Origin of the sequence: Pseudomonas sp. Irchel 3E13, assembly GCF_900187455.1 — a bacterium.
Lineage (GTDB): Bacteria > Pseudomonadota > Gammaproteobacteria > Pseudomonadales > Pseudomonadaceae > Aquipseudomonas.
Window position 1 is genome coordinate 175,260 of record NZ_FYDX01000005.1, and the last position, 22,851, is coordinate 198,110.

At 58.0% G+C, this 22,851-nt stretch carries 21 protein-coding genes; 16 read left to right on the top strand and 5 right to left on the bottom strand.

The features are described 5' to 3' along the window. Positions 1-35 precede the first annotated feature (35 nt). The 12 genes from CKW37_RS09875 to CKW37_RS09930 are packed head-to-tail and all read left to right on the top strand — an operon-like array spanning position 36 to position 13,624. On the top strand, positions 36-1,268 hold the full coding sequence (locus CKW37_RS09875) for a hypothetical protein (RefSeq protein WP_143501960.1): 1,233 nt from the start codon (positions 36-38) through the stop codon (positions 1,266-1,268). Beyond that, positions 1,258-2,403, top strand: a complete 1,146-nt coding sequence (locus CKW37_RS09880; protein ID WP_095155517.1) for a hypothetical protein — start codon at positions 1,258-1,260, stop codon at positions 2,401-2,403. Before CKW37_RS09875 ends, CKW37_RS09880 begins: the two co-directional genes overlap by 11 nt. Positions 2,404-2,433: 30 nt before the next feature. Next, on the top strand, positions 2,434-3,567 hold the full coding sequence (locus CKW37_RS09885; protein WP_095155518.1) for an N-acetyl sugar amidotransferase: 1,134 nt from the start codon (positions 2,434-2,436) through the stop codon (positions 3,565-3,567). Further along, positions 3,564-4,178, top strand: coding sequence for an imidazole glycerol phosphate synthase subunit HisH (gene hisH, locus CKW37_RS09890; protein WP_095155519.1), 615 nt, complete (start codon positions 3,564-3,566; stop codon positions 4,176-4,178). Before CKW37_RS09885 ends, hisH begins: the two co-directional genes overlap by 4 nt. Before the next feature lies 1 nt (position 4,179). Further along, positions 4,180-4,962 carry an AglZ/HisF2 family acetamidino modification protein gene (locus CKW37_RS09895; protein WP_095155520.1) on the top strand — a complete coding sequence of 261 codons (783 nt, stop codon included), beginning with the start codon at positions 4,180-4,182 and terminating at the stop codon, positions 4,960-4,962. A 33-nt stretch (positions 4,963-4,995) separates the two neighbouring features. After that, entirely contained in the window at positions 4,996-6,030 is a 1,035-nt protein-coding gene (locus CKW37_RS09900; RefSeq protein WP_095155521.1) for a polysaccharide biosynthesis protein, read from the top strand. A 3-nt stretch (positions 6,031-6,033) separates the two neighbouring features. Further along, positions 6,034-7,140 carry an NAD-dependent epimerase/dehydratase family protein gene (locus CKW37_RS09905; RefSeq protein ID WP_095155522.1) on the top strand — a complete coding sequence of 369 codons (1,107 nt, stop codon included), beginning with the start codon at positions 6,034-6,036 and terminating at the stop codon, positions 7,138-7,140. A 28-nt stretch (positions 7,141-7,168) separates the two neighbouring features. Then, the gene (wecB, locus tag CKW37_RS09910; protein WP_095155523.1) at positions 7,169-8,299 is read left to right on the top strand and encodes a non-hydrolyzing UDP-N-acetylglucosamine 2-epimerase; all 1,131 of its coding nucleotides are present in this window, start codon (positions 7,169-7,171) and stop codon (positions 8,297-8,299) included. 14 nt (positions 8,300-8,313) lie between these two features. Then, positions 8,314-9,567 carry a glycosyltransferase family 4 protein gene (locus tag CKW37_RS09915; protein ID WP_095155524.1) on the top strand — a complete coding sequence of 418 codons (1,254 nt, stop codon included), beginning with the start codon at positions 8,314-8,316 and terminating at the stop codon, positions 9,565-9,567. After that, positions 9,567-10,532 carry an SDR family oxidoreductase gene (locus CKW37_RS09920; RefSeq protein WP_095155525.1) on the top strand — a complete coding sequence of 322 codons (966 nt, stop codon included), beginning with the start codon at positions 9,567-9,569 and terminating at the stop codon, positions 10,530-10,532. The genes CKW37_RS09915 and CKW37_RS09920 overlap by 1 nt, the downstream gene beginning before the upstream one ends. Continuing rightward, positions 10,529-11,539 (top strand): glycosyltransferase family 4 protein, encoded by a 1,011-nt coding sequence (locus CKW37_RS09925; protein ID WP_095155526.1) that lies wholly within the window; start codon positions 10,529-10,531, stop codon positions 11,537-11,539. The genes CKW37_RS09920 and CKW37_RS09925 overlap by 4 nt, the downstream gene beginning before the upstream one ends. A gap of 60 nt (positions 11,540-11,599) precedes the next feature. Then, entirely contained in the window at positions 11,600-13,624 is a 2,025-nt protein-coding gene (locus tag CKW37_RS09930; RefSeq protein ID WP_256587720.1) for a nucleoside-diphosphate sugar epimerase/dehydratase, read from the top strand. 351 nt (positions 13,625-13,975) lie between these two features. On the opposite strand, the gene CKW37_RS09935 is transcribed toward CKW37_RS09930, so the two are convergent. After that, positions 13,976-15,022, bottom strand: coding sequence for an acyltransferase (locus CKW37_RS09935; RefSeq protein WP_095155528.1), 1,047 nt, complete (start codon positions 15,020-15,022; stop codon positions 13,976-13,978). A 37-nt stretch (positions 15,023-15,059) separates the two neighbouring features. Next, entirely contained in the window at positions 15,060-15,812 is a 753-nt protein-coding gene (locus tag CKW37_RS09940; RefSeq protein WP_256587722.1) for a metallophosphoesterase, read from the bottom strand. A 217-nt stretch (positions 15,813-16,029) separates the two neighbouring features. On the opposite strand from CKW37_RS09940, the gene CKW37_RS09945 reads away from it, so the two are divergent. Then, positions 16,030-16,359, top strand: a complete 330-nt coding sequence (locus CKW37_RS09945; protein WP_095155530.1) for a helix-hairpin-helix domain-containing protein — start codon at positions 16,030-16,032, stop codon at positions 16,357-16,359. Between the two features lie 48 nt (positions 16,360-16,407). On the opposite strand, the gene CKW37_RS09950 is transcribed toward CKW37_RS09945, so the two are convergent. Then, entirely contained in the window at positions 16,408-16,575 is a 168-nt protein-coding gene (locus CKW37_RS09950) for a DUF2897 family protein (protein ID WP_095155531.1), read from the bottom strand. Positions 16,576-16,751: 176 nt separating this feature from the next. Between CKW37_RS09950 and pyrF the strand changes: the two genes are divergently transcribed. Further along, positions 16,752-17,453: an orotidine-5'-phosphate decarboxylase gene (gene pyrF, locus CKW37_RS09955; protein ID WP_095155532.1), complete on the top strand. Its 702-nt coding sequence runs from the start codon at positions 16,752-16,754 to the stop codon at positions 17,451-17,453. A 47-nt stretch (positions 17,454-17,500) separates the two neighbouring features. Here the strand turns inward: pyrF and CKW37_RS09960 are convergent, their stop codons facing one another. Next, positions 17,501-18,505 (bottom strand): NADP-dependent oxidoreductase, encoded by a 1,005-nt coding sequence (locus tag CKW37_RS09960; RefSeq protein ID WP_095155533.1) that lies wholly within the window; start codon positions 18,503-18,505, stop codon positions 17,501-17,503. A 229-nt stretch (positions 18,506-18,734) separates the two neighbouring features. Here CKW37_RS09960 and CKW37_RS09965 point away from each other — a divergent pair, with 229 nt between their 5' ends. Next, positions 18,735-19,496, top strand: a complete 762-nt coding sequence (locus tag CKW37_RS09965) for an SDR family oxidoreductase (protein ID WP_095155534.1) — start codon at positions 18,735-18,737, stop codon at positions 19,494-19,496. Here CKW37_RS09965 and CKW37_RS09970 read toward each other — a convergent pair. Beyond that, a complete protein-coding gene (locus tag CKW37_RS09970; RefSeq protein ID WP_143501962.1) occupies positions 19,489-20,775 on the bottom strand; it encodes an MFS transporter in 1,287 nt (428 codons plus the stop codon). The two genes, CKW37_RS09965 and CKW37_RS09970, sit on opposite strands and share 8 nt — an antisense overlap. Between CKW37_RS09970 and CKW37_RS09975 the strand changes: the two genes are divergently transcribed. Next, entirely contained in the window at positions 20,774-22,186 is a 1,413-nt protein-coding gene (locus CKW37_RS09975; RefSeq protein ID WP_095155536.1) for a PLP-dependent aminotransferase family protein, read from the top strand. The two genes, CKW37_RS09970 and CKW37_RS09975, sit on opposite strands and share 2 nt — an antisense overlap. The last annotated feature ends 665 nt before the right edge of the window (positions 22,187-22,851 follow it).

Sequence of the window (22,851 nt, forward strand, 5' to 3'; positions counted from 1 at the left end):
GCGCGTGGCGTATGTTATTTCTGATTGTAATGTTCATGCTGACGGTCTTCCTTTTGTTTCGGAACAAGGAACTGCTGTGTCCCTCCAATGTGGTGTTTGGTAGCTACTTTCTTTATTTCATTTTTCCCAGCACCCTTTTTTATATTCTCGAATGGGTTGATTGGGTATATGTATTGCCGTGGGGGAAGACCAATGATTGGTCGAAGCTCTCAGATGAGGCAATTCTGTCCTATGCCTATGTATTCACCTTGTTCTTCCTGTTTACCCGTCTCTTTGAAGTGCTGCTGGCACGAACGTCCGCTTCCACGGTGCTGGAGCAGTATCGGGTCAATACCTTCATGCTCTTCGTGTTCACGAGTCTGGTATTGGTCGGTGGGCTTTACTTCTTCCAAGTGACAGGCGGTATCGAAGCCTGGTTCGGCAACTATAGCGATACCTACTTGGAGAACAAGAAAGGCTATGGTCTGCTGAACTTCCTGCTTATCATGAGTTCAAACTTCCTGGCCTTTGCCTTGGGGTTCTACTGGAAAACCGCGCGTAGCAAAAGCTACTTTCTGGTCTTGTTCGTGCTTGTCGCACTGGTCTTCTGCGCTTACATCCAAGGGGTGAAGAGCCGGATCTTCTACTTCACGATTTTCTTCAGCATTCCTTGGCTCACGGTAGCCCGTCTGACCTTGCTGAAGGGGGCAGTCATTTTTGTCTTCTTCACCTTGGCTTTCAGCTTTGCGATGTATTTCCGCTCTAATGGTTTCTACAGTACGCCGGAAATGCTTCTCGAATATTTCCTCAGCTATTTCAATACCATTTTCCTGCATGACATGATTCTTCGGGATATGCAGCCTGACTTTCTTCTGACCATGGGTTACCCGATGAACAAGTGGCTGACGTTCGTCGGCATACCTTCGGAAGACTACATGCATGACATCAGTCGCTGGCTGACGTCCATCTATTTCCCCAAGCAGTGGTTCCAAGGATCCGCCACCCAGCAGTGGCCGATCGAAACCGAGCTTTATTTGAACTATGGGAATTATATATTCTGGGCCGTTCCGGTCTTCATGTATTCGCTATACATCTGTACTTTGTACTCGCTGCGCTATCGTCTTGGTCCCGTGTTTCTTTTTATCTTTACCTGCGAACTGTTGTTCTTCCTCAGCGTTTTCCGCGGCAGCATGCTGCAATGGATCGCCCTGTTCAATATCATATTCTACCTGATGCTCTGGGGTGGAAGTCGTCTGCTTTTTGTCAAAGAGAATGTTGATGTCCGCTGATAAAACCTCATCACTGGCTCGAGTCATCTACGAATCGTATGTAAATGAGGTTTGCCTCGATCAAGCCTTGAAACAAAAGTTTCTCGGCGACGAGAAGGTGGCGGATGCGTTGCCTCAGTACAAAATCATGCCGCTATTCTCTTTGTGGAAGCGTTATGGGAACACGTTTCTTCTGGTTTTGTGGGCAATACGCATAGCGTTGTTGCCGCTCTTGGCCGTTGCCGCACTATGCAATCTTTTTTTGGCAGTCCGGGCTCTGTTCTCATCGAAGAGCAAGGCGGTGGCTGATCTGCCTGAGTTGATCTGCTTGCCCAATTCCAGTCACGTGAAATTGTTCAACTATCTTTTCGATGACTTCGCCCAGCGAATCAGCTTTCGCTGCAAGCGCCCCTGGTCGATGCTGCCGTATCTGTCGGCGTTGGATTATGTTCGCGCAGTTTTCATTGTATGGCGTGTACTGGCAACCATTTTGCTTCACCGTGCCCATCGAGGTGTTCGTCGTCGTGATTTGATATTTCATGCGGTGGATATACTGCCCTTGACCTGGTTTTCCTTGTTCGTCGCAAACATGTCGCGAGCAGAGAAAGCACTCATTACCGACTGCAACTTGCAGCGTTGGGATTATATTGCTACGCATCTGAGTCGCCGATGCTCGATCATTCAACATGCGTATATTCATGGTGATCTTGAGTTCACCTACTCATTCGGTGCGGTGGATTGTCTTTACGTATTCGATCAGGAGTTTGAAGCAGTATTTTCCCGGTATTACGAGTTTCGTCGCTCAGCGATCATTCGTCCCAAATTCAATCTTCAGTCGGTGGGCGAAGGACGGCCGGTGCTTTTCCTCGCATCTTCCGCACCTTATGTTCAGTTTGAGATTGATTTTCTTCAGCGCGTCAAGAATAATCTGGACTTTTTCATCGTGGTCAAGCTTCACCCTAGGCATGTCTACGAGGCATCCGCCACGCAGTTGACGGGCTTGGCCGACAAGGTGCTCGACGCGGCGTGCTTCCCGGAATGCGCGTACATGGTTTCTTATGACTCATTCCTCGGGTATGAGTACAAGGCGCTGGGAAAGAAGGTTGTTTTTCTTAAGGATGAGGACTCCGTAGAGCAATTTATGGAGTGTCCTTAGATCCAGTATTTGAGGTTTCAACGAGGCTCTATGGAATACCAAATTTGCAAGACCTGCATAATGGACACGTCGGATCCCAATATTCGCTTCGATGTCAATGGTAGCTGTGAGTATTGTGCGAACTTCAGCAGCAACATCCAGCCGAACTGGCATACCGATGCCCGCGGCGAAGCGGAGTTGGCGAAGATCGCCGAACGCATCAAGGCTGACGGCAAGGGTCGCGATTTCGATTGCATCATTGGTCTGAGCGGTGGTCTGGACAGCTCCTACTTGGCCTATGTAGCCAAGGAAAAAATGGGGCTGCGGCCTTTGCTTTTCCATGTTGATGCTGGTTGGAACACCGATCAGGCGGTAGGCAACATCGAGAAGCTGGTGGATGGCCTGGGCCTTGATCTCTACACCGAGGTGATTAACTGGGAAGAGATGAAGAGCTTGCAGGTCGCCTTCCTCAAAGCTCAGGTTCCGGATCAGGACATTCCACAGGACACCGCTTTCTTCTCGGGGCTCTACAAGTTTGCCAAGGCACACAAGATTAAGTACGTGCTGACCGGTGGGAACTATTCCACCGAATGCTGTCGCGAGCCTGAAGAGTGGGGCGCTTACCCCGGTATCGACAAGACCCTCATCAATGACATCCATGATCGCTTTGGATCACGCAAGCTCAAGAGCTTTCCTGTCGTTGATGTGATGGTCTACAAACTCTATTACCGTTACGTCCTGGGTATGCAGGTGGTCAGGCCGTTGAATCTGTTGCCGTACGTCAAGCATGAAGCCGAGGAAACCCTCGGTCGCCTGTATGGCTGGAAGAAATTTCAGCACAAGCACCATGAGTCGCGTTTCACTCGTTTTTACGAGGATTACTGGATGCCTCGCAAATTCGGCTACGAGAAACGCCGTGCTCACTTCTCCAGTTTGATCATGACCGGTCAGATGACCCGCGAAGCGGCGCTGGAGCGTATCGCCAAGCCGGAGCTTGACGAGCAATTCCTCAAGTCGGAGTTCGAATACGTCGCCAACAAGCTCGATCTGACGGTCGCTGAGTTGCAAGCCATTTTCGACGGCAAAAATCAAACGTTCCACGATTACAAGAGTAAGCGGTTTATGATCGGCATCGGTGCGCGGGTCATGAGCGCGCTGGGTCTGGAGAGAAGGCTCTTTAGATGATCACCATTATCGACTATGGCCTGGGCAACATTCAGGCCTTCGTGAACGTGTACAAGCGCCTGCATATTCCTGTGCGGGTCGCTCGTTCCGTAGAAGACCTGGCCGGTGCCGAGAAGCTCATCCTTCCCGGTGTTGGCGCGTTCGATCACGCCATGCAGCGCCTTGATAATTCCGGCATGCGGGACACGGTCGATCGTATGGTCAAGGAGGAGAAGATCCCCGTACTCGGTATCTGCGTGGGCATGCAGATGCTGGCCGACACCAGTGACGAAGGGCAGTTGGCCGGTTTGGGCTGGGTGCCTGGGCGGGTTCGTTCGTTCCGCTCGGTGAATGGGCTGGAGAACATTGCGATGCCGCACATGGGCTGGAACGATGTTATGCCGGTCAATGGAAACCCGCTGTTCAAGGGGTTTGAGGATGAAGCACGTTTTTACTTTCTTCATTCCTTCTACTTTGAATGCAAGCAGGCTGAACACGGCGCCGCGGCATCGAACTATGGCCTGGATTTCAGTTGTGCCGTAGCGGCCGAAAACGTCTTTGGCGTTCAGTTCCATCCCGAGAAGAGCCATCACTTTGGTGTGGGTCTCCTGAAAAACTTCGCGGAACTCTGAAATGCTAAGACCTCGAATTATTCCCTGCTTGCTGATTCAAGACGGCGGTCTGGTCAAGACAGTGCGTTTCAAGGACGGCAAATACGTTGGTGATCCGATCAACGCGGTGAAGATTTTCAACGAAAAAGAGGCCGACGAACTCATCGTCGTCGATATCGACGCCACAGTTAACGGCGTTGAACCGGACTACAACAGAATCGCCAACCTGGCAGCCGAATGCCGTATGCCACTTTGCTACGGTGGTGGCATCCGCACACCGGAGCAAGCAAGAAAGATCATTTCCCTTGGGGTCGAGAAAGTTGCCATCAGTGCCGCGGCGCTGGAGGACCCTTCGCTGGTGACGCGGATCGCCGACGAAATCGGCCGGCAGTCGGTCGTCGTCGTGCTGGACCACAAACCACGGATGCTCAGTAAGCAGCACGATGTCTGGACCCATAATGGCACTCGCAATACCAAGCGCAACGTTCTGGACGTTGCGAGGGAGATGGAGACTGCCGGTGCCGGCGAGATCGTCATCAACTCGATCGACAACGACGGTCGCATGAAGGGCTACGACGTTGCCCTGGCTACCCGGCTGCGTGAGGCAGTAAGCATCCCTGTTACAATTCTCGGCGGCGGTGGTTCGCTCGATGACATGGCCAAGGTTGTTGCCGCTTGTGGTGTCGTGGGCGTTGCTGCGGGTAGTTTTTTCGTGTTCAAAGGACCTTATCGGGCCGTACTGATCAGTTATCCCACGGCCCAGCAGAAGGACGAGTTGGTGTTCTCGGCCTTGCACTCCCGGTAGTCGGGACCGTCTGCATCATATTCAGGATTATTTATGTTTAGCGGAAAGAAACTTCTCATCTCCGGCGGTACTGGCTCCTTCGGCAATGCCGTGCTCAAACGCTTCCTCGATACGGATATCGCTGAAATCCGCGTGTTCAGCCGTGATGAGAAGAAGCAGGACGACATGCGCAAGCGCTACGCGAGTAGCAAGCTGAAGTTCTATATCGGTGATGTGCGTGACTACCAGAGTGTGCTCAACGCGACACGAGGTGTGGACTATATCTTCCATGCTGCGGCGTTGAAGCAAGTACCGTCTTGCGAATTCCATCCCATGGAAGCGGTCAAGACCAACGTTATCGGTACTGAAAACCTTCTGGAAGCAGCCATTCAGAACGGAGTTCGTCGGGTGGTTTGCCTTAGTACCGACAAGGCGGTGTACCCGATCAACGCCATGGGCATCTCCAAAGCCATGATGGAGAAGGTCATGGTTGCCAAGTCGCGCAACCTTGACGAAACCAAAACCGTTATCTGCGGAACCCGCTACGGCAACGTCATGGCGTCCCGCGGTTCGGTTATTCCGTTGTTTGTGGACCAGATTCGTCAGGGCAAGGCGCTGTCCATTACCGATCCGAACATGACCCGCTTCATGATGACGCTGGCGGATGCCGTGGACCTCGTGCTTTATGCCTTCGAACATGGCAACAACGGTGATCTGTTCGTGCAGAAGGCTCCGGCGGCGACCGTCGAAGTATTGGCCAAGGCGCTTTCCGGGTTGATGGGGAAGCCGGAGCATCCGATCCAGATCATCGGCACCCGCCACGGCGAAAAACTATACGAAGCGCTACTGAGTCGCGAAGAGATGGCGTGCTCCGAGGATATGGGGGATTACTTCCGAGTACCTCCTGATCTGCGTGATCTGAACTACAGCAAGTTCGTAGAGCAGGGCGAGGAGAAGATCTCCCATACCGAAGATTACAACTCGCACAATACCGAGCGCCTAGATGTTGCGGGTATGCAGAAGTTGTTGTTGAAGCTTGATTTCATCAACGCGATCCAGCGTGGTGAGCACGCGACGCCGGAGGAGTGATCGATGAAGGTCCTGATTACCGGCATCAATGGGTTCATCGGCAAGAACCTGGAGAGTCATCTGCGCGAGCGCGATGATGTAGAGATCTTGCGGTGTGCGCGGGATGACCTGGATGGTCTCAGGGCTCGGGTCGCAGAAGCCGATTGCATCTTCCATCTGGCGGGCGTGAACCGTCCCGAGGATCCTGCCGAGTTTGCATCCGGCAACCGCGACTTCACTCAGGTCCTGTGTGAGGCTTTGCTTGCCGGCGGAAAGCGGATTCCGGTTGTCTACAGCTCTTCTATCCAGGCAGATCGCGACAATGCCTATGGCAATAGCAAGCGCGAGGCCGAAGAGTCCTTGCGCGCGCTCGCCGGCCAACAGGTCATCGACTTGCATATTCTTCGCCTGCCGAACGTGTTCGGCAAATGGGCGCGCGCGAATTACAACTCGGCAGTCGCGACCTTCTGCCACAACATCGCTCGTGACCTGCCGATTCAGATCCATGACGAGCAGGCGCCTTTGCAACTGGTCTACATCGACGATGTAGTCAGCCATTGCATCTCCATTCTCGATGGCACAATCACCGATCCCGCGGTTCAGGTCGAGCCGGTCTACAGCACTACCGTCGGTGCAGTGGCTGACCTGCTGCGGGCATTTCGCGACAGCCGTCAGAGCCTGATCAGTGAGCGGGTGGGTACAGGCTTGGTGCGAGCCTTGTACTCGACCTATCTCAGCTACCTGCCTCCGGACTCCTTTACCTATGAGGTGCCTGGCTATAGCGATCCGCGCGGCACATTCGTGGAAATGCTGAAAACCCCGGATGCTGGGCAGTTCTCGTATTTCACTGCACATCCGGGCGTCACTCGGGGTGGTCACTACCATCACTCGAAAACCGAGAAGTTCCTGGTCATCAAGGGGCACGCCAATTTCCGCTTCCGCCACATCCTTTCCGGCGAGTTCTATGAATTGCAGACCTCGGGCGAGAAGCCGGTCATCGTCGAGACGGTGCCAGGTTGGACCCATGACATCACGAACGTCGGTGAAGACGAGATGATCGTGATGCTTTGGGCTAACGAAATTTTTGACCGTGAACGACCGGACACCTACGCGCTGCCTGTGTGCCCGTAAGTCTGCCGGATTCAGAAGAGAGATTTGTATGAAAAAGCTGAAGGTCGTTACCGTCGTAGGGACTCGTCCCGAAATCATTCGCTTGTCCCGCGTGATGAGCGCGCTCGATGAGCATTGCGATCATGTGCTGGTGCACACCGGACAGAACTACGATTACGAACTGAACGAGATCTTCTTCAAGGATCTGGGTATTCGCAAACCGGACCATTTTCTCAGCGCCGCTGGTGCCAGCGGTGCAGAAACCATTGGCAACGTGATCATCGCGGTCGATCGTGTGCTCGCCGAAGTGCAACCTGAGGCGTTGTTGGTGCTCGGCGATACCAACAGTTGCATGGCGGTGATCCCTGCCAAGCGCCGCAAGATCCCGACCTTCCACATGGAAGCAGGTAACCGTTGCTTCGACATGCGTGTGCCGGAGGAAATCAATCGCCGGATCGTTGATCACACCGCCGATATCAATCTGACTTACAGCACCATCGCCCGTGACTACCTGTTGCGCGAAGGCCTGCCACCGGATCGCGTGATCAAGACTGGCAGCCCGATGTTCGAGGTACTGAATCACTACCGTGACGGTATCGATGCCTCGGACGTGCTGTCACGGCTCGGCCTGGAAAAGGGCCGCTTCTTTGTCGTCAGCGCTCACCGCGAAGAGAACATCGATTCGGACAAGAACTTCCTCAAGCTGGTGGACGTGCTCAACACCGTCGCCGCCCAATTCGATCTGCCGGTCATCGTATCGACGCACCCGCGTACCCAGAAACGCGTCGACGCCATGGGCGTGAACTTTCACGAGAATGTCCGTTTATTGAAGCCGCTGGGCTTCAAGGACTACAACAAGCTCCAGGTTGAGGCCAAAGCCGTTCTTTCCGACAGCGGCACGATCAGTGAGGAAGCGTCGATTCTGAACTTCCCCGCGCTCAATATCCGCGAGGCCCATGAGCGTCCTGAAGGTATGGAGGAAGCCGCCGCGATGATGGTCGGACTGGAGGTCGACCGTGTTCTGCAAGGTTTGAGCATTCTCGACAGCCAGGCTCGAGGCGATGAGCGTAGCCTGCGCCTGGTGGCTGATTACAGTATGCCGAACGTCTCGGATAAGGTTGTCCGCATTCTTCATAGTTATACCGACTATGTGAATCGGACCGTATGGAAGCGTTACTGAACCGAGTGGTATGCATGTCTGATAAAAAGCTGAGAGTGCTTGTCGTCACGCAGTATTTTTGGCCTGAAAACATGCGGATCAATGATCTGGTCCGCGACCTGAAGGAAAAGGGCCACGAGGTTACCGTCCTCACGGGGCTGCCCAACTATCCCGAGGGTGAAGTGTTCGAAAGCTACCGCACTTCTCCCGGGAATTTTGCGGCCTATCATGGTGCCGATGTGGTCAGGGTACCGATGCTGCCGCGAGGTAAGCGCAGTATCCAACTGATGCTCAACTACGCATCGTTCTTTCTCAGTGCCTCGACGGTTGGTGCTTTCAAATTACGTGGCCGCCAGTACGACGTGCTGTTCGTTTACGCGGTATCGCCGATCATGGCGGCGATACCGGCGCTCGTCATCGGGCGTTTGAAAAAAGCACCGGTTTTTGTCTGGGTGCTGGACCTCTGGCCGGAAACGCTGCGCGCCGTTGGGGTGATACGCAACCCGCGTCTGCTGGCACTGGTAGGCAAGATGGTGTCGTGGATCTACAACCGCACCGACTACCTGCTGCTGCAGTCCCACGGTTTCCTGGACAACGTCAGGCAATATTGCACACGGCGGATCGCCGATGAGCGGTTGGTATATTTCCCCAGTTGGGCGGAAGATGATTTTTCCTCCTCAGGTTCGACGACGAGTGCTTTGATAGCGGCGGATCCCTCGGTGTTCACCGTGGTCTTCGCCGGCAACCTTGGCGAGGCTCAGGATTTCCCGGCGGTTCTCGACGCGGCGCAGGCGCTGCGTGATACCGCGGCGATTCGCTGGGTCATCGTTGGCGATGGCCGAATGAGCGCCTGGCTGGCGGAGCAGGTACAAGCGCGCCAGTTGCACAACGTGCACCTGCTTGGTCGTCACCCGCTGGAGGCGATGCCCGGCCTGTTCGCCCAGGCTGACGCGTTGCTGGTGACCCTGAAAACCAACGATGTCTTCCAGAGGACGATTCCCGGCAAGGTGCAAGCTTACTTGGCGTCCGGGCGTCCTTTGCTGGGCATGATCAACGGCGAGGCAGCTCGAGTCATCCGCGAGTCCGGTGCCGGGTTTGCCTGTGACTCCAGTGACGCCCGAGGCCTTGCCGCAATCACCAGTACCCTCGCGGATACCGCCTTGGCGCAACGTAACGCGATGGGTGAGGCCGGGCGTCAGTACTACCTCGAACATTATTCCAAGCCCAAGCTCATGGCTCGCCTGGAGTCGTTATTTCGTGAAGCCACCCTACGCAAGGCAGGCAAGTGATGTCACATACCGTGTTGTTGACCGGTGCTTCCGGTTTTGTAGGTAAGGCTGTCCTTGAAGGGCTTCTGGCGCGGGACTATTCGGTGGTTGCGGCGTTACGCAGTGTGCCCGCCGATCTGGACCCTCGCGTGGCCGTCAGCCGTTTCGAGGCGCTGGACGGCTCGATGGACTGGGCGGCCGCTCTTGTCGGGGTGCGTACCGTCATTCATTCCGCTGCGCGCGTACATGTCATGAACGACACCGAAACGGACCCGCTGGCAGCGTTCCGCAAGGTCAACGTCGATGGGACCCTGAACCTGGCGCGCCAGGCCGTGCAGGCCGGTGCCAGTCGCTTCGTGTTCATCAGCTCGATCAAGGTCAACGGCGAGGGCACAGCGAAGGGGCGCCCTTATGGTGCCGACGATATGCCGGCCCCGGCCGATCCCTATGGTGTGTCGAAGATGGAAGCCGAACAGGCGCTGCGTTCGCTGGCCAAGGAGACCGGGCTCGAGGTGGTTATCGTGCGACCGGTGTTGGTTTACGGCCCCGGGGTGAAAGCCAATTTCCTGGCCATGATGCGCTGGCTGGACAAGGGCGTGCCGCTACCATTCGGCGCCATCGATAACCGTCGCAGCCTGGTAGCCCTGGGCAATCTGGCGGATCTCGTGGTCACTTGCGTCGCCCACCCGGCGGCGGCCAACCAGACCTTCCTCGTCAGCGATGGCGAAGATTTGTCCACTAGCGGCTTGCTGCGCCGCATGGCCCGGGCCTTGGACAAGCCGGCGAGGCTGTTGCCGGTTCCCAGCAGCCTGCTGGAGCTGGGCGCAGGCCTGCTGGGCAAGCGCTCCTTGTCGCAGCGGTTGTGTGGCTCCTTGCAAGTCGATATTGAAAAAACGCGTTCTTTGCTGGGCTGGAATCCACCGATCAGCGTTGACGACGCGCTTCGGCTGGCGGCCCGGGACTATCAGGAAAAAACAAGAAAATGACTCAAGCCTGGCTGATTCCATTGGTAGGGGGGCTGTCCCTGATATTGACCGCCGTGCTTCGGCGCTACGCGCTGGCCAGGAGCATCATGGATATCCCCAATGCGCGCAGCTCCCATGCGGTGCCAACACCGCGAGGTGGTGGCGTGGCAATCGTGCTCGCCTTTCTCCTCGCTCTGGCATTACTGGTTACGGACAGTGGCCCCGGGCTGCACGGGATCATTGCCTTGGGGGGCGCGGGAGCCTTGATCGCGATCATCGGCTTCATGGACGATCACGGTCATATCGCTGCGCGCTGGCGTCTCCTGGGGCATTTCCTCGCCGCTGCATGGGCGCTGTTCTGGCTGGGCGGACTGCCTGCGTTGGAGGTCTTTGGCGCGACGCTGGATCTTGGCTGGCTCGGCGCGATTATCGCGGCGTTCTATCTGGTCTGGCTGCTTAATCTCTACAATTTCATGGACGGCATCGACGGAATTGCCAGCGTCGAGGCGATCTGCGCCTGTCTTGGGGCCTGCCTGTTGTACTGGCTCGGAGGGTTTGAGCAACTGTTGATGCTGCCGCTTTTGCTGGCAATGGCCGTCGCTGGTTTCCTTTACTGGAACTTCCCGCCAGCACGCATTTTCATGGGCGATGCAGGTAGTGGTTTTCTTGGTATCGCCCTGGGCGTGCTGTCATTGCAAGCTGCCTGGGTATCCTCGCAATTGTTCTGGTGTTGGCTGATCCTGCTTGGGGTGTTCATCGTTGATGCCACCTATACCCTGATTCGCCGTCTGTCCAGGGGCGATAAAGTCTATGAGGCTCATCGCAGCCATGCCTACCAGTTCGCGTCGCGCCTTTACGGCAAGCATTTGCCTGTGACCGTCGCGGTTGGCGCGCTCAACCTGTTCTGGTTGTTACCCGTTGCCTTGTGCGTCATGCTGCTGGGCCTGGACGGGGTGCTGGGTGTGATCATCGCTTATGTACCGCTGGTCATACTGGCCGTGCGTTACCGTGCCGGTGCGCTTGAATAACCTGGATTGATTCTCTGGCGGGCATGCGCAGAGGCACGTGTTTTCAGGTACGGATTCACTATGGGAGCAGTAAAGGTGTTTGAAGGGGTTATGGATAGATTGCGGGCGGTGCTGCTTGGGCTGCCCCGCCGTCAAAAGCGCCTGTTGCAGGTATTGGCCGATGTCGTATTGGTCTGGGCTGCGTTATGGCTGGCGTTCGTCGTGCGCCTGGGCATCGACGATATGGCGAACCCCATCCGCGACCATCTCTGGCTCTTTATCAGCGCGCAGATAATCGCTATTCCCCTCTTCATTCGCTTTGGTATGTACCGGGCGGTAATGCGCTATTTTGGCAACGATGCACTCATCGCCATCATCAAGGCGGTCAGTCTCTCAGCCCTGATCCTGGGTGTGGCGGTTTACTGGTACAGCAACCACCAGAATGTCGTACCCCGTTCGATCATCTTCAACTACTGGTGGTTGAGCCTGATTCTGGTGGGTGGCTTGCGTCTGGCCATGCGCCAGTATTTCCTCGGCGACTGGTTCACCGCTGCGCAACATGTGCCGTTCACCAATCGGGACGATGGATTGCCCAAGGTCGCGATCTATGGTGCCGGTTCCGCCGGTAATCAACTGGTTGCCGCTCTGCGTCTGGGCAAGATGATGCGCCCGGTCGCCTTCATCGATGATGACAGCAGCATCGCCGATCGTGTTATTTCCGGCTTGCAGGTGTACAAGCCCCGTCATTTGCAAAAGATGATAGATCGAACGGGGGCGCAAGAAATACTTCTGGCCATTCCTTCGGTGACCCGTGTGCGACGCCGGGAGATTCTCGGTTTCCTTGAAGAGTTTCCCTTGCACGTTCGAAGCGTTCCCGGGTTCATGGACCTGGCCAGTGGCCGGGTCAAGGTCGACGACATTCAGGAAGTGGATATCGCCGACCTGCTTGGGCGTGACGCGGTTCCCGCGCAGGAAGACCTGCTCGAACGCTGCATATCCGATCAGTCGGTGATGGTGACGGGGGCGGGTGGCTCGATCGGTTCCGAACTGTGCCGGCAGATTCTCGGTCTGCACCCGCGGATACTGCTGTTGTTCGAACACAGCGAGTTCAATCTCTACAGCATCCTGTCCGAACTGGAACAGCGGGTCCGTCGCGAGTCGCTGCCGACCAAGATCCTGCCGATCCTTGGGTCCGTGCGCAATCAGGGACAGATGCTCGACATTATGAAGACCTGGCGCGTCGATACCGTTTATCACGCGGCGGCCTACAAGCATGTGCCCATGGTCGAGCACAACATTGCCGAAGGTGTGCTGAACAATGTCATCGGCACCCTGAATACTGCACAGGCTGCGCTGCAGGCCGGCATTGCCAACTTCGTCCTGATTTCCACTGACAAGGCGGTGCGTCCGACCAATGTCATGGGCAGCACCAAGCGTCTTGCCGAAATGACCCTGCAGGCGCTCAGCCGCGAGCTGGCGCCGGTCCTGTTCGGTGACAAGGGCAATGTGTCCCAGGTTAACAAGACCCGGTTCACCATGGTCCGTTTCGGCAATGTACTGGGGTCGTCCGGTTCGGTAATTCCGCTGTTCCACAAGCAGATCAAGTCAGGTGGGCCTCTCACCGTGACGCACCCGAACATCACCCGGTATTTCATGACCATCCCCGAAGCAGCCCAGTTAGTGATCCAGGCGGGCTCCATGGGGCAGGGCGGCGATGTCTTCGTCCTGGACATGGGCGAGCCGGTACGCATCACCGAGCTGGCGGAAAAGATGATTCACCTTTCCGGCCTGAGCGTACGCTCCGACCGCAACCCTCACGGTGATATTGCTATCGAGTTCACCGGCTTGCGTCCCGGAGAAAAGCTCTACGAAGAATTGCTGATCGGCGACAACGTTGCCGCCACCCGACACCCAATGATCATGACCGCCAACGAGGACTACCTGTCCTGGGATGTGCTCAAGGAGCGCCTGAGCGAACTGCTCAGGGCGATCGAAGTGGATGACTACAATCGGGTCAGGCAATTGCTGCGGGAAACTGTCAGCGGCTATGCGCCTGATGGAGAGATTGTCGACTGGATCTATCAGCAGCGACGTCTCGACCCGTGACAAAAAATGCCAATCGCAACGTCTGGTGCTGACTCGTTGAACCGTTGATACGAAGACAAAAAATCCGATGCATGGAAACACGCATCGGATTTTTTATGTTTCTTAAACAAACGGTTCTGTTCTAAACACCGAGCAAACTGGCCGCGATGTGTCTATCGTTTCATCGCTTTCGTGAGTTTGCAGTAGCTTGCGACAAGGCGGCGGTGCTCTTTCCTCGATAGACGCGCCACAGGCTCACTACATTCAGCACTGAATGCAGCGAGCCCGACTTTGTTGGTTCCCCCTCACGGGGGGCGCTGCCCAGCAAGTTATCCATATCGGATAGGACAAAGCCGGTTTCTTGACCCTTGATCAGCGCGAGAATTTCGCCAAGCGTAATTTCCCCTGGCGCAGCAATCCCAGAAGATATTCCGAAACGGCCTTGTGATGCCGCTCCGTGCACCATGCGATCAGGAACGCCAAGACATTGGACAGGAACATGGAGAGCATGAAACCGAGCGTGTTGCTTCCGAGCACCTTCTGAATCCAGAAGAGCACGGTGTAGTGGGTCAGGAACAAGGTAAAGCTAAAGCCAGCCAAGGTGGCATATCGACTTTTCTTCGCCGCGCTCACGGGGCTTTCATCGGCGTTGAGCCGAGCGGCCAGTGCCACCAGCCCGGCCGAGAGAATCAGGCCTGCCACGAGGTGGTAGCTGTTCTTGGTGTAAAGGTAGATGGCGCCAGCGGCGACGAAGGCAATCAGTGCAACCCGGGTGGTGCTGGCAAAACGGGTCAGCCGGTCGAACCAGAAAGCGCCAATGGCGCCGGCGAGCCAGATGAGCTCCAGATGTCCTGCTTCGCCCTGGGAGTTGACCTTGAAGGTATATTTGGCCCCGAACCAGATACAGATCAGGCAGAGGATCCAGCGCTTGCGGAAAAACACCAGGCCGCCGAACAGGATATAGATCCACCACTCGAACATCAGGCTCCAGATCGGGCGCATGGTACCCAGAGGCACGGAGGGGATCAGCAGCAGGTTGTAGAAGAACGTCTGCAGGTTGACATAAACCAGCAGCTCCGCTTGCGGGAAGAAGCGCGCGAACAGAGTGTCGACCAGATAGACGAAGATCAACGCGGGAATCAGGGTGGTATAGATACGGGCAAAGCGGTCGACGAAATATCGACTGGCATCCGCGCCTTTGTACTTGAAGTTGGCCATCACGCTGCGGGAAATCAGGAAGCCCGAAACAAAGAAGAAGCCAACGACGGCGATTTGCTGGGGGTAGGGAACGCGCTCGGGAAAGAAGCCGCCCCAGTATCCGTAGAAAATGCCGATACCATGTCCTATCAATACGACCTGGGCCAGGCTGAATCTCAGGAAGTCGAAAAATGTAATGCACTTTTCGCTCAAGGGTCTCATTGTTTCGGGCACTCCTCACCCACGTAAAAGGGCTCTGTCAGAGGCAGAGCATGTGTTGTTGTGGACGCACGGAGAATGCTTCTCCGTTCAGCATGTCAATCAGGGTCAATTTGCCGTCCGCGAATGAACAGCCTGTATCGACATAGACCACGTTACCCAGATGCAGTATCTCGGGGACCGTCGAATGCCCGACGTACAGCTTGTCGACCCCACTGAAAGGTCGGCAGTCCTGTGTTGTGATCCGGGTTCTGGCGTAAAGCGCCTGGGTCAGGGCATGGTGCTGTTGTTGCGGCTCCGCGCTGTCGAGCAGTGCTATTGCTTGCGGCCAGTCGAGACTGTGCTCCCAGCCAGGGGGCTCCGCATGGATGATCCCGGCGCGATCGCCGCTCCTCAATTGGACGGATATAGCGACCGGAAGCAATGCCAGGCGCTCGGCAATCTGCTGTTGTTCCGAACAAGGGCGTTCGTGGAACCACCGGCCGCCATTGCGTGTGTGTCGCGGTGGATCGCCTGTTCCCGCAACGCAGTCGAGCGCCATCTGCTCGTGGTTGCCTCTGACGGCATGCAGCCAAGGTTTATCCAGCCAGTCCAGCACCTGATGAGAATACGGCCCGCGATCAATCAGGTCACCAGTCATGAACAGACGGTCATCGGCTTCATCGAACTCGATCTGGCTCAGCAGCGCCTCAAGCATATCGAATTGTCCGTGAACATCGCCGACGACGAAGTCCCGCCCTCGATTATTCGCCGAGAAAGAAAGGAAAAGGGAAGGGCCGGGCTGTGGCTGCAAGGTAGGCTCGGGACGGCATGCGAAGGCTGGCCGGGCAGCTTATCAGTATCAAAGTGCCATAGAAAGCTGCTACCCATGCGTTATGACGGGCCGCTGAATAGTTTTGAAAATACTCTTTCGGCCCAGACGTTTGCCAGTGGATTTGCGCGGGTCTAAGGTTCAGCCGCAGCTACGGAAAAGCTGCCTTGGGAACTCAAGACATCAAGGAGCAACACCTATGACTCAGCACTACATCACCTCCATTCTGGCGGCTGTTGCTATGACGTTCTCGCTGGTGGCAAGCGGCACTCCCACGTCGCCCGCTGGCACCTCTCTATCCGAAGCCATGGTCGTGGAGCTACCAGTCGCGGAAAAGTTGAATCTGAACAGCGCTGATGCTCCAACGCTACAGCGCGAACTTTCGGGTATAGGCAAGACGAAAGCGCAAGCCATCATCAACTACCGCGACCGCAATGGTGATTTCGCCTCAGTGGACGAGTTGCTGGAGGTCGAGGGCATCGGTAAGGCGCTGGTCGACCGCAATCGCGACAAAATAACCGTCAACTAAGCCTCAGGGGCGAGTGTGACCACTCGCCCCTTGTCTCTGTGGCCAGAGTTATCGGTCCTGCGCCTCCTTGGCATCCATCTCCGCATTCCTTTCATGAACCCGCTTCAACTGCTCTTCCGTCAGGGGCAACTTTTTCGCTGTGTCCCTTAGCATCATGAGGCCACCGACGATCGAGCCGATCGCCACCACCAGAATCAACCAGGCATACCAGGGCATGGCACTCTCCTTTGCACGGCGAATATGGCCGTATCTGTAATTTCGAGTAAAACTTCTCTGTGTTGGTTCAATTATAGGGCGGGAACGCCGCGGGGAATTCGCGATCGCCGGCCCCCGTTGCGCCGCTGCATCGTTTACAATGCGCGCCGTTTTCGACTTGCCAAGAGACCCTGCCCATGTCCGTCTGCCAGACGCCCCTGATTGTCGCCCTGGATTTCCCCACTCGTGACGCTGCCCTGAAGCTGGCGGATCAGCTGGATCCTGCGCTGTGCCGGGTGAAGGTCGGCAAGGAGCTGTTCACCAGCAGCGCTTCCGGTATCGTCGAGACCCTGTGCAGCAAGGGCTTCGAAGTCTTCCTGGACCTGAAATTCCACGATATCCCCAACACCACGGCAATGGCAGTCAAGGCCGCAGCGGAAATGGGTGTATGGATGGTCAACGTGCACTGCTCCGGCGGCCTGCGCATGATGTCGGCCTGTCGTGAAGAGTTGGCCAAGCGCAGTGGTCCGCAGCCGCTGTTGATTGGCGTGACTGTACTGACCAGCATGGAGCGTGAAGACCTCGCCGGTATCGGCCTGGATATCGAGCCGCAGGAGCAGGTATTGCGCCTGGCTGCACTGGCTGAGAAAGCGGGGATGGACGGTCTGGTCTGCTCAGCCCTTGAGGCTCCGGCGCTGAAGGCCGCGCATCCGGCGCTGCAACTGGTGACTCCAGGCATTCGCCCTGCCGGTAGCGCCCAGGATGATCAGCGCCGCATCCTGACTCCGCGTCAGGCTTTGGACGCCGGTTCCGACTATCTGGTAATTGGCCGTCCGATCAGCCAGGCGGCCGATCCGGCCAAGGCGCTGGCGGCGGTGGTTGCGGAAATCCGCGGCTAAGGCCAGACCAGACAAGGCGGGGCTCCCAAGGGAGCCCCGTTTTCGTTTCAGACCTTCAGCACCAGTTTGCCGAAGTTCTCACCGCTGAATAGCTTCAACAGCGTCTCGGGGAAGGTTTCCAGCCCCTCCACAATGTCTTCCTTGCTCTTGAGCTTGCCGCTTGCCAGCCATCCGGCGATTTCCTGGCCGGCCGCGCCATACTGCGCGACATGGTCCATCACCACGAAGCCTTCCATACGGGCGCGGTTGACCAGCAGCGACAGGTAGTTGGCCGGGCCTTTCACCGCCTGTTTGTTGTTGTACTGGCTGATGGCACCGCAGATCACTACCCGGGCCTTGAAGTTCAGGCGGCTGAGAACGGCGTCGAGGATGTCGCCGCCGACGTTGTCGAAATACACGTCCACCCCTTTCGGGCACTCGCGTTTCAGGCCTTCCAGCACGTCTTCGGCCTTGTAGTCGATCACCCCGTCAAAGCCCAGTTCTTCTTTCAAGTAAGCGCATTTCTGCGCACCACCGGCGATGCCCACCACGCGGCAGCCTTTGATCCTGGCGATTTGCCCAGCGATGCTGCCCACTGCGCCGGCGGCACCGGAAATGACCACGGTCTCGCCTTCCTTGGGCGCGCCGACGTCGAGCAGGGCGAAGTACGCGGTCATGCCGGTCATGCCCAGCGCCGAGAGGTAGCGGGGCAACGGCACCAGTTTTGGATCAACCTTGTAGAAGCCCTGCGGCTCGCCGAGGAAATAGTCCTGTACGCCCAGTGCACCGTTCACGTGATCGCCCACGGCAAACTTCGGGTTACGCGAGGCGATTACTTCACCGACACCCAGTGCACGCATGACCTGGCCGAGGCCGACCGGCGGGATGTAGGACTTGCCTTCGTTCATCCAGCCGCGCATGGCCGGGTCGAGGGACAGATAAAGGTTCTTCACCAGCACCTGGCCGTCGGCGGGTTCGCCTACCGGCACCTGCTCGTAGCTGAAATCCTCCCGGCTCACGGCGCCCACTGGGCGTTTGGCGAGCAGGAAGCGGCGGTTGGTCTGGGCAGTCATGGGAGCCTCGCAAGGGTTGGGCAAAAGCTTTGTGATAGACCTTCGCGGCGCGCTCGGCAAGTTCGGTGTTCGCGGCGAATACCTGACTATCGAGCAAGGTGATGAAGCGCCGCGTTGATAATCACCTGTTCTCATAGTGCATCAACCGGAACCCTGATGATGCTGCCCATCCGCTCTATCGGCTGACTAGACTCACGCCACTTTCCTCACCTTGTTGCAGGAGCTTTCGATGAGTATGACGTTTTCCGGCCAGGTCGCTCTGGTCACCGGTGCCGCCGCAGGTATCGGCCGTGCCACGGCGCAGGCGTTTGCCCGGCAAGGGCTGAAGGTGGTGGTGGCCGATCTGGACGTAGCGGGTGGCGAGGCCACGGTGGCGCTGATCCGCGCAGAAGGTGGCGAGGCAATCTTCGTCGCCTGCAACGTGACCAAGGATGCCGAGGTGCAGCAGTTGCTGGCGCGGACCGTCGAAGCCTATGGTCGCCTGGACTACGCCTTCAACAACGCCGGTATCGAGATTGAGCAGGGCCGCCTGTCCGAAGGCAGCGAGGCGGAGTTCGACGCGATCATGGGCGTCAACGTCAAAGGCGTGTGGCTGTGCATGAAGTACCAGTTGCCGCTGATGCTTGCTCAAGGCGGTGGTGCGATCGTCAATACCGCTTCGGTTGCCGGCCTTGGTGCGGCGCCGAAGATGAGTATCTACAGCGCCTCCAAGCACGCGGTGATTGGCCTGACCAAGTCCGCTGCGATCGAATACGCCAAGAAGCAGATCCGGGTCAACGCCGTCTGCCCGGCGGTAATCGATACCGATATGTTCCGCCGTGCCTACGAAGCCGACCCGCGCAAGGCGGAGTTTGCCGCAGCCATGCACCCGGTTGGCCGCATCGGCAAGGTCGAGGAAATCGCCAGTGCCGTGCTCTACCTGTGCAGCGACGGCGCAGCCTTCACCACCGGCCAGGCCCTGGCGGTGGACGGTGGTGCCACGGCTATTTGACGGCCAGCATGGCCTGGACCGCGGCGTTTCTGCTGGAGCGCAGCAGGGCGCCGGCGACCACCAGGCAACCCACCAGCAACAACGCGCCGAACAAGGTCAAGGCGGTGCCGGCACCGAAGCGGTCAGCCAACAGGCCGGTGAAGATCACCGGCAGGCTGAAGCCCAGATAGGCGAGCAGGAAGAATCCGGCGCTGGCGCGGGTTTTTTCTGTTCTCGCCAGCGCATTGACCGCCGACAGCCCGCCCAGATAGATAAACCCGTAGCAGGCACTGCTGGCCCCGATTGCTCCCAGCAACACAGCCGGCAATGTGCCGCTATGCGCGCCCCACGCCAGCAGTGCGTAACTGCATGGCAGCACCAGCAAGCCCAGTCCGGTCGAGCGGGCGGGTGTCATGCGTCGTGCCAGTGGCTGGAACAGCAGGCCGCAACTGATGACACAGAACGTCGACATCCCCGACCAGTTGGCCAGTTGATGGCGTGCCAGGATCGACGGCATCAGAGCGATGACCAGGCCGACACAGCCCCAGGCCAGCAGGATCGCCAGGCCGTAGGGAAGGCTTCCCGTCGGGTAGAACGGCAGGCGCAGCAGCGCGGTTTGGCGACGGACGCCAGGATCCGGCAACCCCAGTACCGCCAGCAGCGCAACCAACGCCAGACCCAGGTGCAGCGCAAAGCTGCCGGGTACGAGTGTGGGACCTTGTAGCAGGAACAGGCTGGTGACCGCCGCGCCGAGGCCAAAGCCCAGCGAGGTGCTGGCAGTGACCCGATTGGCTGCGGCGCGGTTGTCGCCGTTGCGCATCAATTCGCCCATGTACGCGGTGCCGGTGGCCGACGCCAGCGCAGTCCCGACGCCCAGCAGGGTGCGGGCGAAGGCCAGGGTGGTCAGGCCGGGCGCGAGCATCGTCAGCACCGTGGCCAGCATCGACAGGCAGAGCGCCGCAATGATCAGCGGCTTGTGGCCGACCCGGTCCGCCAGTCCGCCGAGCAACAGCAGTACCGGCAGGACGCCGACGACATAACCGGAAAAAGCGACCGCTGTCGCCGCCGCTCCCTGGCCGGAAAGCGCCGCGTAGGCGGTGTACAGCGGGGCCTGGAGATTGACGGCAAAGGTGACCAGGCACAGGGCGAAAGCCAGTATGGCGGACGCATGGCGGGTAATCATGGGGGACTCCTTGTAGTGACAAGGCGATTTTCGGGTGACCGTTGGCAGGGGGAAAGGCACACCTCCGGGTCTTTTGTGATTAACTGTTCGGCCAAAATAACCAAACACCTGAACCATGAAACTGAACCTTGATCGGCAATTGACGGCCACGCTGGTACAGCAGTTGGCGGATGGCCTGCAGGGCTGGATTGCCGCCCAGCGGCTACGTCCTGGCAGCCGTCTGCCGTCGATTCGTCATTTGGCGAAAGAGCAGGGCGTCAGCCAGTCCTGTGCCATCGAGGCCTACGACCGGTTGGTATCGCAAGGCTGGCTGGAGGCGCGTCACGGTGTCGGGTTTTTCGTCGCCGAGCGCAAGGGCCAGGCGCCTTTCGCCGAAGAACCGCACTGGGAAGAAGGCATCGACGGGCGCTGGCGGTTGTTCAGCGACGACCGTGACGCGTTGCTCAGGCTTGGCTGTGGCTGGCTGCCGGACAACTGGCGGCAAAGCGAGGAAATTGCCCTGGCAATTCGTCAGGTCAGTCGCGGTGCGGAGCAGGATCTGTTCGGCTATGGGCCGCCGTTGGGGCTCACGGTCTTGCGCCAGCAGGTGCGCAAGCGCCTCGGATTGTTGGGTATTCAGGTGCAGCCCGAGCAGATTCTCACCACCCAGGGTGCCAGCCAGGCCCTCGACCTGCTGGTGCGCACTTTGCTCAAGCCGGGCGATACCGTGCTGGTGGAAACGCCCGGCTATTACAACCTCTACAACCTGCTGCGCCTGCACGGTGTGCGCATGCTGCCGGTGCCGCGCACGGTGGACGGCCCCGATCTTGAGGTGATGGCTGATCTGCTGCGCGAGCACGCCCCGGGTTATCTGTTCATCAACAGCCTCTACCACAATCCCACCGGCACCAGCCTGAGCCCGCGCACCGCCCAGCGTTTGCTGGAACTGGCCGGCGAATTCGACGTGCGGATCATCGAGGACGATATCTATGCCGACTTTCAGGACAGCCAGGCTACCCGCCTGACGACCCTCGACAGTCAGCAGCGGGTGATTTACCTCGCGAGTTTTTCAAAGACCCAAAGCAGTTCGCTGCGGGTCGGTTACCTCGTCGCCGATGCGGGGCTGATCGCACGCCTCGCCGAGGTGAAGATGATCACCGGGATTGGCACGTCGCGGTTTGCCGAGCAGGTGCTGGCGCAACTGCTGGCCAGCGGGGTTTACCGCAAGAGCGTGCAGCGCTTGCGCGTGCGTCTGGCCCAGCATATGGCCACTGCGTTGCGCCTGCTCGAGGCCACCGGCTGGGAGGTTTTTGCCGAGCCTTACGGCGGCATGTTCGTCTGGGCCCGCTGCCCGGGTGTCGACTCCAGCGCGCTGCAACAGATCGCCCAGCGCGAAGGCGTCGTGCTCTCGCCGGGTTCGGCATTCGATCCGGAGGGCGCCGACAGTGACTGGCTGCGGATCAATGTTGCCTACACCCAGGATGTGCGTGCTCAAGCGTTTTTTCAGACGGTTGGCCAACTATCGTCGCGACGACCTTCAGTTTCCTGAAAACGACGGCTCCGTAGCTTTTTGCCATTATTCCGGCGCCGGTGTCTTGTGCTGCCACGGGCGCCGTTGCCACTCTGCACCCTTGGCGATGCGGCGAGTTTTCCAGGGGCAGAAGGGGGCAGCGAGCAATGAAATCGGGCGCAAATGGTGGTTTCGCCAACCTGGGCATGGCCCGCAAGCTGGGGCTGGGATTCACCCTGGTGCTGTTATTGACGGCGGTCGTGGCCGCGATCGGTATTGCCGCGCTGTATGGCCTCGGCCAACGCGTCGATGGGCTCAAGCAGATGACCGCGTTCAACAACGGGGTGCTGGCCCTGCGCCTGGACGAACAGCGCTTCGCCCAGCGTTCTGATCCCAAGGCCGCCGAAGCACTGCGCAAGGGCGTGGAGGCCTTGAGTGCCCAGGCCGGGCAGTTGCCGGAACTTGCCAGCAGCGATGTCGGCGCCGAGCTGAATGCCTACCGCCAGGCCTTCGACCAATTCGTCGAGTTGACCCAGGCCAAGGAGCTGGCGCTGGACATGGCCAGTTGGTCGGTGTCGAGCGTTGCCAACAACCTGGACGTGTTGCAGTCCGGGCTGGCGGACGATGGCACCTGGACGCTGAAGGACTCCCAAGGCCAGAGGGGCGCCGAGTTCGTCGAGCAGGCCGGCCAGGTCGGTCAGGTG